Origin of the sequence: Micromonospora sp. NPDC057141 (genome assembly GCF_042670805.1) — a bacterium.
Taxonomy (GTDB): Bacteria; Actinomycetota; Actinomycetes; order Mycobacteriales; family Micromonosporaceae; genus Micromonospora.
The window spans coordinates 108,022-116,257 of record NZ_JBHUVA010000011.1 but is presented as its reverse complement, the minus strand read 5'-3'; the positions used below and the strand labels follow the sequence as shown (position 1 = coordinate 116,257).

Genomic DNA, 8,236 nt, shown 5'->3' with positions numbered 1-8,236 from the left:
GATGTCGGACCGGCCGCCGCACCTGCTCGGTAGGGGTCAGGCGCTGGCCAGGGCGTCCCCGGCGGCCGGGTCGCAGTCGCGCAGGAACTGGGCGCAGCGCGCGGCCTCGTCCGCCTCGCCGATCTCGCCGGCGGCCCGGGAGAGCACATAGAGGCAGCGGAGGAAGCCCTGGTTCGGCGCGTGCGACCAGGGCACCGGGCCGTGGCCCTTCCAGCCGCTGCGGCGCAGCTGGTCCAGGCCCCGGTGGTACCCGGTCCGGGCGTAGGCGTACGCGGGAACGACCTGGCCGTCGGCCAGGGCCCGGCTCGCGAGCGCGCCCCAGCCCGCGCTGTAGGTCGGGAAGCGGGCCGCGACCTCGGCGTACGCCTCGTCGGCGCCGGCCTCCCGGGCGGCGGCCAGCGCGGCGTCGGCCTCGTCGTGGGCCGGCAGGAGGGTGGCTGGCGGCTCAGGCAACAGGTTCTGCATCGTCCCATTCAACCCGCTTCGCTCTGCGCCGCGCGAGGGGGTCGGCAGACCCGGCCACCTGAACGGTTGAGGCTTTCGTCACGCCTGTGGTCGCGCCGCCGAACCCTGCGGTCCACGGTGGCCGGACCTGCGGTTCGCAACGGCCGGACCTGCGGTTCGCGGGGCCGGACCTGCGGCCCATGCCGACGGGTGGTGTTTTCCACTACAACTATTGGTCCGGAGCCTCCCCAGGACCCGGTTGGAGCAGGAGCCCGGTGACCCCCGTCGCCGGGCTCCTGTGCGTACCGGATGGTTTGCGGGGTTGACCCGGGCGGGCAGGATGGCCTGGTGCCGACCCCACCTCCCGCGGACGTGCTCTCCCCGCACGACACCAGCGCCACCGAGATCGAGACCCGCAGCGCGTTCGAGCAGCGACTGACCGGCGGCAGCCTGGCCGGGCTGACCGTCCAGGGCCTGCGCCTCGACGTCGACCCGGTCCCCGACCTGAGCGGTACGGAGGTGACGGGCACCCTCTTCGTCGGCTGCCGCTTCGCCTCCCGCGAGGTGGGCGCCGACCTGGTCCGACGCGGCGCGAACGTGGTGCCGCCGTTCTCCGGGCTGCCGTACCCGACCCAGCCGTCGCACCTGTACACCCCGGAGGACCTGGCCGACGGGTTCGCCGAGGGCGGCTTCGCCGGCATGTACGACACCCGGGTGTACGACCACTTCCGGGCGCACGGCGGGGCGCTGCCGGAGGTGAAGGAGGCGCTCGGCCAACGGCTGCACGACCACGGCGTGGACAACGCGCTGGTCGACGCCACCCGCGCCTGGCTGGCCACGCACGGGCCGCAGTCCGTGGTGGGCGTGATGGGCGGGCACGCGGTGCGCCGGGGCAGCGTGCCGTACCGGATGGCGGCGGTGCTGGGCTGGGAGCTGGCGCGGGCCGACCGGCTGGTGGTGACCGGCGGCGGGCCGGGCGTGATGGAGGCGGCGAACCTGGGCGCGTACCTGTCGACCCGGCAGGCCGAGGAGCTGACGGCGGCGATCGACCTGCTCGCGACCACGCCCGACTTCACCGACCACGACCGCTACACGTCCGCCGCCCTGGAGGTCCGGGTGCGGTACGCGCCGGCGGTGCCCCGGCAGCGCGACCCGGGCCCGGGCCTGCACCTGGACCTGGGCTGGGCGCGGGCCGGCGGGCTGGCCATTCCGACGTGGCTGTACGGGCACGAGCCGGCGAACCTGTTCGCGGGGCGGATCGCGAAGTACTTCTCGAACGCCATCCGGGAGGACACGATCCTGCGGCTGGCCCGGGGCGGGATCGTCTTCGCGCCCGGCCGGGCGGGCACGGTGCAGGAGGTGTTCCAGGCGGCGACGAAGACGTACTACGGCACGGACGGGGCGAGCGGCGCGTACGTCTTCCTGGACCGGGCGTACTGGACGACGGAGTTGCCGGTGGAGTCGCTGCTGCGTCCGCTGCTGGCCGCCTCGCCGTTCGGCGACCTGGCGGGCACCGTGCACCTCACCGACGACGTGCACGAGGCGGTCCGCGTCCTGACGGCGGGCTAGGTTCCGCCCCGCTCGTCGGGCGGCGGCCCGGCCCGCTGCGGGCACGCCGTCAGGAAGGGCCCCTTGTTGTCGCCTGGGCGGTAACAAGGGGCCCTTCCTTGCACAGCAGGGGTTACTTCAGCTTGGTGCCGGTGGAGCGCAGGTGCTCGCAGGCCTCGACGACGCGGGCGGCGAGCCCGGCCTCGGCGAGCTTGCCCCAGGTACGCGGGTCGTACTGCTTCTTGTTGCCGACCTCGCCGTCGATCTTCAGCACGCCGTCGTAGTTGCGGAGCATGTGGTCGGCGACGGGCCGGGTGAAGGCGTACTGGGTGTCGGTGTCGATGTTCATCTTCACCACGCCGTAGTCCAGCGCCTCGCGGATCTCGGACAGCAGCGAGCCGGAACCGCCGTGGAAGACCAGGCTGAGCGGCTTCTCCTTGCCGTACTTGGCGGCGACGGCCTCCTGGATGTTGTTCAGGATCTCCGGGCGGAGCTTCACGTTGCCCGGCTTGTAGACGCCGTGCACGTTGCCGAAGGTCAGCGCCGCCATGTAGCGGCCCTTCTCGCCCAGGCCGAGCGCCTCGACCATGGCCAGGCCGTCCTCGACGGTGGTGTAGAGCTTGTCGTTGATGGCGTTCTCGACGCCGTCCTCTTCGCCGCCGACGACGCCGACCTCGATCTCCAGGACGATCTTCGCCTCGGCGGCGCGGTCGAGCAGCTCGGCGGCGATCTTCAGGTTCTCCGCCACGGGCACGGCCGAGCCGTCCCACATGTGCGACTGGAACAGCGGCTCCTGGCCGGCGGCGACCCGCTCCTTGGAGATCTGCATCAGGGGCCGGACGAACTTGTCCAGCTTGTCCTTCGGGCAGTGGTCGGTGTGCAGCGCGACGTTGACCGGGTATTTCTTGGCGACCTCGGCCGCGTACGCGGCGAACGCCACCGCGCCGGTGACCATGTCCTTCACGGACGGACCGGAGAGGTATTCCGCGCCGCCGGTGGAGACCTGGATGATGCCGTCGCTCTCCGCGTCGGCGAAGCCCTTGAGCGCCGCGTTCAGCGTCTGCGAGGACGTCACGTTGATCGCGGGGTACGCGTACCGGCCCGCCTTGGCGCGGTCCAGCATCTCCGCGTAGACCTCGGGGGAAGCGATGGGCATGTCGAACGCTCCTTACTTACCGCTGTCGGCCGTCACCGGCCGCTGTCTTCCGTGGGTGCGCCGGACCGCGCTGTCCTCCGCCGGCAGTATCCCGCAGGAGGTGGCCACGGACGAAACCGACCCATGGCTGGCCCGCCCCGTGGGCCGCCCACAGGGCACGGCGGTGACGTCGCGCGGGGGGCAGGCCGGCCCGGCGGCGACCGGTCGGAGCCTCACCGGTCCGCCAGGTCGTCCGGCACGGCGACGCTGATCAGCCAGGTCACCACCGCCATCACGATGGCGCCCCAGAAGGCGGGCCAGAAGCCCTCCACCCGGAACGGCAGGTCCAGGTGGCGGGCGATCCAGTCGGTCAGCAGGAACAGCAGCGCGTTGACCACCAGCGCGAACAGCCCCAGAGTCAGCAGGTAGAAGACGCAGCCCACCACCTTGATCACCGGCTTGAGCACGGCGTTGACCACGCCGAAGATCAACGCCACCGCCACCAGGGTCAGCACGGTGTTGCCACCGGTGCGGCCACCGACCTCGACGCCGGGCACGATCAACGTGGTGATCCACAGCGCGATCGCGGTGCTCGCCAGCCGGATCAGGAAGCCCACGCCACCATCCTGGCACCGCCGGCCGGGCCCGGAGGGAGGAATCCGCCGACTCGGCCACCCGGCACCGAGCGGCGGCCCTGACCAGCCCGTACGGTGTGGGTAGCTTTCCACCGGATTACAGGGAGGGACGATGGGTCAGCCCGACGAGGACTTCACCCCGAGCGACCACCTCGCTCCGGAGGAGCGGGACCCGGAGGCACCGGCGGCCGACGCCGTGGAGCAGGCCGCCTCCACCGACCCGGCCGACGGTGAGGGCGAGCCGAGCCGGGGCCTGGAGGTCGGCGACTGGGACGCCATGGAGCAGGCCCGGGTGGTCGCCGGCGACGAGGACGACTACCGCTGAGCGGGCCCGTCGCCCGGGGAACCCACCGCAGCCCCGCACGAGACGAAAAGCGGACGACGCAAGATCGACACACCTGACACCATGGGGCCGTGCTGCTCACCCTCACCACGACGCACCGCCCCGCCACCGACCTCGGGTACCTGCTCGTCAAGCATCCCGACCGGATGCACTCCTTCCAGCTGCCCGTCGGCGCGGCGCACGTGGTCTACCCCGAGGCCGACGAGCGGCGCTGCACCGCCGCCCTGCTGGTCGACGTCGACCCGCTGCGGCTGACCGGCGGGCACGGCAGGGCCAAGGGCCGCAACCAACCGGTCACCCCGGACAGCTTCACCCTCGGCCAGTACGTCAACGACCGGCCGTACGCGGCGTCGAGCCTGCTGGCCTCGGCGCTGGCCAAGGTGTTCCGCTCGGCCCTGCGCGGCGAGTCCCGGGACCGGCCGGAGCTGGCCGCCACGCCGATCCCGCTCAAGGTGCGGATCCCCGTGCTGCGCTGCCGGGGCGGCGGCGACCTGGCCGACCGGGTGTTCGCCCCGCTGGGCTGGACGGTGACGGCCACCCCGATCCCGCTCGACGAGTCCCAACCGCAGTGGGGCGACAGCCGGTACGTGGACCTGACGCTGACCGGCACGCTGCGGCTCGCCGACGCCCTCAACCACCTGTACGTGCTGCTGCCGGTCCTCGACGACGCGAAGCACTACTGGGTGGCCCCGGACGAGATCGACAAGCTGCTCCGGGCGGGCGCGGGCTGGCTCGCCGACCATCCGGAGCGGGCCACCATCACCCGCCGCTACCTGGCCCACCGTCGCACCCTGGCCGGGGAGGCGATGGCCCGCCTCGCCGAGCAGCGGCTGGCCGAGGAGCCGCCGGCCGACAGCGTCGCCGAGGAGGAGCGCGCGGAGCCCCCGCGCCGGCCGGCGCTGGCGCTGCGTCGCCGGGAGGCGGTGCTCGCCGCGCTCGCGGCCAGCGGGGCGACCCGGGTGCTGGACCTCGGCTGCGGTCCCGGCGCGCTGCTGTCCGCCCTGGTGGGCGACCGGCGGTACACGGAGATCGTCGGCACGGACGTGTCCGCCCAGGCGCTGACGCTGGCGGCCCGCCGGCTGCGGCTGGACCGGCTGCCGGAGCGGCAGCGGGACCGGATCCGGCTGTGGCAGTCCGCCCTGACCTACCGAGACGACCGGCTGCGCGGCTACGACGCGGCGGTCCTGATGGAGGTGATCGAGCACGTCGACCCGCCGCGCCTTCCCGCGCTGGAGGACGCCGTGTTCGGCCACGCCCGGCCGGCCACGGTCGTGGTGACCACGCCGAACGTCGAGCACAACGTCCGCTACGAGGGGCTGGGCGCGGGCCGGTTCCGGCACGCCGACCACCGCTTCGAGTGGACCCGGGCCGAGTTCGCGGCCTGGGTGGACCGGGTCGCGACGGCGTACGGCTACGCGGCGGAGATCCGGGGCGTCGGCGACGACGACCCCGAGGTGGGCCCGCCCACCCAGCTCGCCGTGTTCCGCGCCACCGGACCGGCGACGACCGGCGGAACGCCGATGACCACCGGAACGGGCAGGAAGGAGATGGCCGCGTGATCGAGATCCCCGAGCTGGCCCTGGTGGCGCTGGTCGGCGTCTCCGGCTCCGGCAAGTCCACCTTCGCCCGGCGGCACTTCGCGCCGAGCCAGGTGCTCTCCTCCGACGCGTTCCGGGGGATGGTCGCCGACGACGAGAACGACCAGTCGGCCTCCGCCGACGCGTTCGACGCCCTGCACCACGTGGCGGGGATCCGGCTGCGGCGGGGCCTGCTCACCGTCGTGGACGCCACCAACCTCCAGCCGCACGCCCGCGCCGGGCTGGTCCGGGTGGCCCGGGAGCACGACGTGCTGCCGGTGGCGATCGTGCTGGACGTGCCGGAGTCGGTGGCGTGGGAGCGTACGCAGGGCCGGGCCGACCGCACCCACGGCCGGCAGGTGCTGACCCGGATGCAGCGGGACCTGCGGCAGTCGTACGGGCGGCTGGCCCGGGAGGGCTTCCGGAAGGTGCACGTGCTGCGCGGCGTCGACGAGATCGACGCGGCGGAGCTCCGGTACGCGAAGCTGTTCAACGACCGGCGGGAGCTGACCGGCCCGTTCGACGTCGTCGGCGACGTCCACGGCTGCCGCGAGGAGCTGGAGGCGCTGCTGCTCCGGCTGGGCTACGTGCTGCGCCGCGACGACGCGGGCCGCCCGGTGGACGCGGTGCACCCGGCTGGTCGTACCCCCGTGTTCGTGGGTGACCTGGTGGACCGCGGCCCGGACTCCCCCGGGGTGCTCCGCCTGGTGATGGGCATGGTGGCGGCCGGCCACGCGATCTGCGTGCCGGGCAACCACGAGCAGAAGCTGCTGCGCAAGCTGCGCGGCCGGGACGTGCGGCTCACCCACGGCCTGGCCGAGACGATGGCCCAGCTCGACGCGGAGGACCCGGCGTTCGTGGCCGAGGTCGCGACGTTCGTCGACGGCCTGGTCAGCCACTTCGTGCTCGACGACGGCCGGCTGGTGGTCGCGCACGCCGGGCTCAAGGAGGAATACCACGGCCGCGCGTCGGGCCGGGTCCGCTCGTTCGCGCTGTACGGGGAGACCACCGGCGAGACCGACGAGTACGGCCTGCCGGTGCGCTACCCGTGGGCCCGCGACTACCGCGGCTCGGCGATGGTCGTGTACGGGCACACGCCCACCCCGGAGCCGGAGTGGGTGAACAACACGATCTGCGTCGACACCGGCTGCGTGTTCGGCGGGAAGCTGACGGCGCTGCGGTACCCGGAGAAGGAGCTGGTCTCCGTCCCGGCGGTCAAGCAGTGGTACGCCCCGGTCCGCCCGCTGGTCACGCCCGCCCCGGCCCGCCCGGACGCGGTGCTGGACCTGCGCGACGTGACCGGGCGGCGGCACGTCGAGCACGCGTACGGGACGCTGACCGTGCCGGCGGAGAACGCCGCCGCCGCGCTGGAGGTGATGAGCCGCTTCGCCGTGGACCCGCGCTGGCTGACCTGGCTGCCGCCGACGATGGCGCCCTGCTCGACGGCCACGGCCGAGGGGTTCCTGGAGCACCCGGCGCAGGCGTTCGCCGACTACCGGGCGGCCGGCGTCGGCCGGGTGGTCTGCGAAGAGAAGCACATGGGCTCGCGCGCGGTGGTGCTGGTCTGCCGCGACCCCGACGGCGGCCCGTTCGGGCCGGGCGGCGGGGTGGTGCACACCCGCACGGGCCGGCCGTTCTTCGGCCCGCCCCTGGACGGCGAGCTGCTGGGCGGGGTCCGGGCGGCGGTCGGCGCGGCGGGGCTCTGGGCGGAGCTGGACACCGACTGGCTGCTGCTCGACTGCGAGCTGCTGCCGTGGTCGGCGAAGGCGGGCGGTTTGATCCGCGAGCAGTACGCGAGCGTGGGTGCGGCGGGCCGGGCCGCCCTGCCGGCGGTGCTGGCCACCCTGGACGCGGCGGCTGGGCGGGGCCTGCCGGTGGGCGAGCTGCGGGCGCGGATGGCGGACCGCCGGGCGGACGTCGAGGCGTACTCGGCGGCGTACCGGGCGTACGTGGGGCCGACGGACGGGCTGACCGGGGTGACCCTCGCCCCGTTCGCGGTGCTCGCCTCCGCCGGGGCGAGCCACGTCGAGCGGGACCACGGCTGGCACCTGGACCTGGCCGACCGGCTGTGCGCCGCCGACCCGGGGCTGTTCACCGGCACCCGACGGCGGGTCGTCGACCTGGCCGACGCCTCGGCCGAGGCCGACGCGACCGAGTGGTGGCTGGCGCTGACCACTGCCGGCGGGGAGGGCATGGTCGTCAAGCCGTACGCGGGGCTGGCCGCCCGGTCGCCGAAGGGGTCGCTGCTCCAGCCGGGCATCAAGTGCCGGGGCCGGGAGTACCTGCGGATCGTCTACGGCCCCGGGTACCCCGGGCCGGAGCAGCTCGCCGCGCTGCGCCGCCGGTCGCTGGGGCGCAAGCGGGGGCTGGCCCTGCGCGAGCACGCCCTCGGCCTGGCGGCCCTGGCCGCGCTGGCGGACGGCGCTCCGCTCTGGCGTCGCCACGAGCTGGTCTTCGCCATCCTGGCCTGCGAGTCGGAGCCGGTCGACCCGCGCCTGTGAGGCGGGGCCGGGGCGGTCGACCCGCGCCTGTGCGGGCGGCGGTCGCCCCGGTC

7 protein-coding genes are annotated in these 8,236 nt (G+C 74.3%); 4 read left to right on the top strand and 3 right to left on the bottom strand.

The features are described 5' to 3' along the window. Positions 1-36: 36 nt before the first annotated feature. Positions 37-465, bottom strand: a complete 429-nt coding sequence (locus tag ACFT41_RS10045) for a DUF3151 domain-containing protein (protein ID WP_377587317.1) — start codon at positions 463-465, stop codon at positions 37-39. A 288-nt stretch (positions 466-753) separates the two neighbouring features. Between ACFT41_RS10045 and ACFT41_RS10040 the strand changes: the two genes are divergently transcribed. Beyond that, the gene (locus ACFT41_RS10040) at positions 754-2,013 is read left to right on the top strand and encodes an LOG family protein (RefSeq protein WP_377587315.1); all 1,260 of its coding nucleotides are present in this window, start codon (positions 754-756) and stop codon (positions 2,011-2,013) included. 112 nt (positions 2,014-2,125) lie between these two features. On the opposite strand, the gene fbaA is transcribed toward ACFT41_RS10040, so the two are convergent. Next, the gene (gene fbaA / locus ACFT41_RS10035; protein WP_377587314.1) at positions 2,126-3,148 is read right to left on the bottom strand and encodes a class II fructose-bisphosphate aldolase; all 1,023 of its coding nucleotides are present in this window, start codon (positions 3,146-3,148) and stop codon (positions 2,126-2,128) included. Positions 3,149-3,360: 212 nt separating this feature from the next. After that, positions 3,361-3,744 (bottom strand): phage holin family protein, encoded by a 384-nt coding sequence (locus ACFT41_RS10030; protein WP_377587312.1) that lies wholly within the window; start codon positions 3,742-3,744, stop codon positions 3,361-3,363. A gap of 130 nt (positions 3,745-3,874) precedes the next feature. On the opposite strand from ACFT41_RS10030, the gene ACFT41_RS10025 reads away from it, so the two are divergent. From ACFT41_RS10025 to ACFT41_RS10015, 3 genes are all read left to right on the top strand, one after another. Then, positions 3,875-4,087: a hypothetical protein gene (locus tag ACFT41_RS10025; protein ID WP_377587311.1), complete on the top strand. Its 213-nt coding sequence runs from the start codon at positions 3,875-3,877 to the stop codon at positions 4,085-4,087. Between the two features lie 89 nt (positions 4,088-4,176). Then, the gene (locus ACFT41_RS10020; protein ID WP_377587310.1) at positions 4,177-5,664 is read left to right on the top strand and encodes a 3' terminal RNA ribose 2'-O-methyltransferase Hen1; all 1,488 of its coding nucleotides are present in this window, start codon (positions 4,177-4,179) and stop codon (positions 5,662-5,664) included. Continuing rightward, positions 5,661-8,183, top strand: coding sequence for a polynucleotide kinase-phosphatase (locus tag ACFT41_RS10015; RefSeq protein WP_377587308.1), 2,523 nt, complete (start codon positions 5,661-5,663; stop codon positions 8,181-8,183). Before ACFT41_RS10020 ends, ACFT41_RS10015 begins: the two co-directional genes overlap by 4 nt. Positions 8,184-8,236 lie beyond the last annotated feature (53 nt).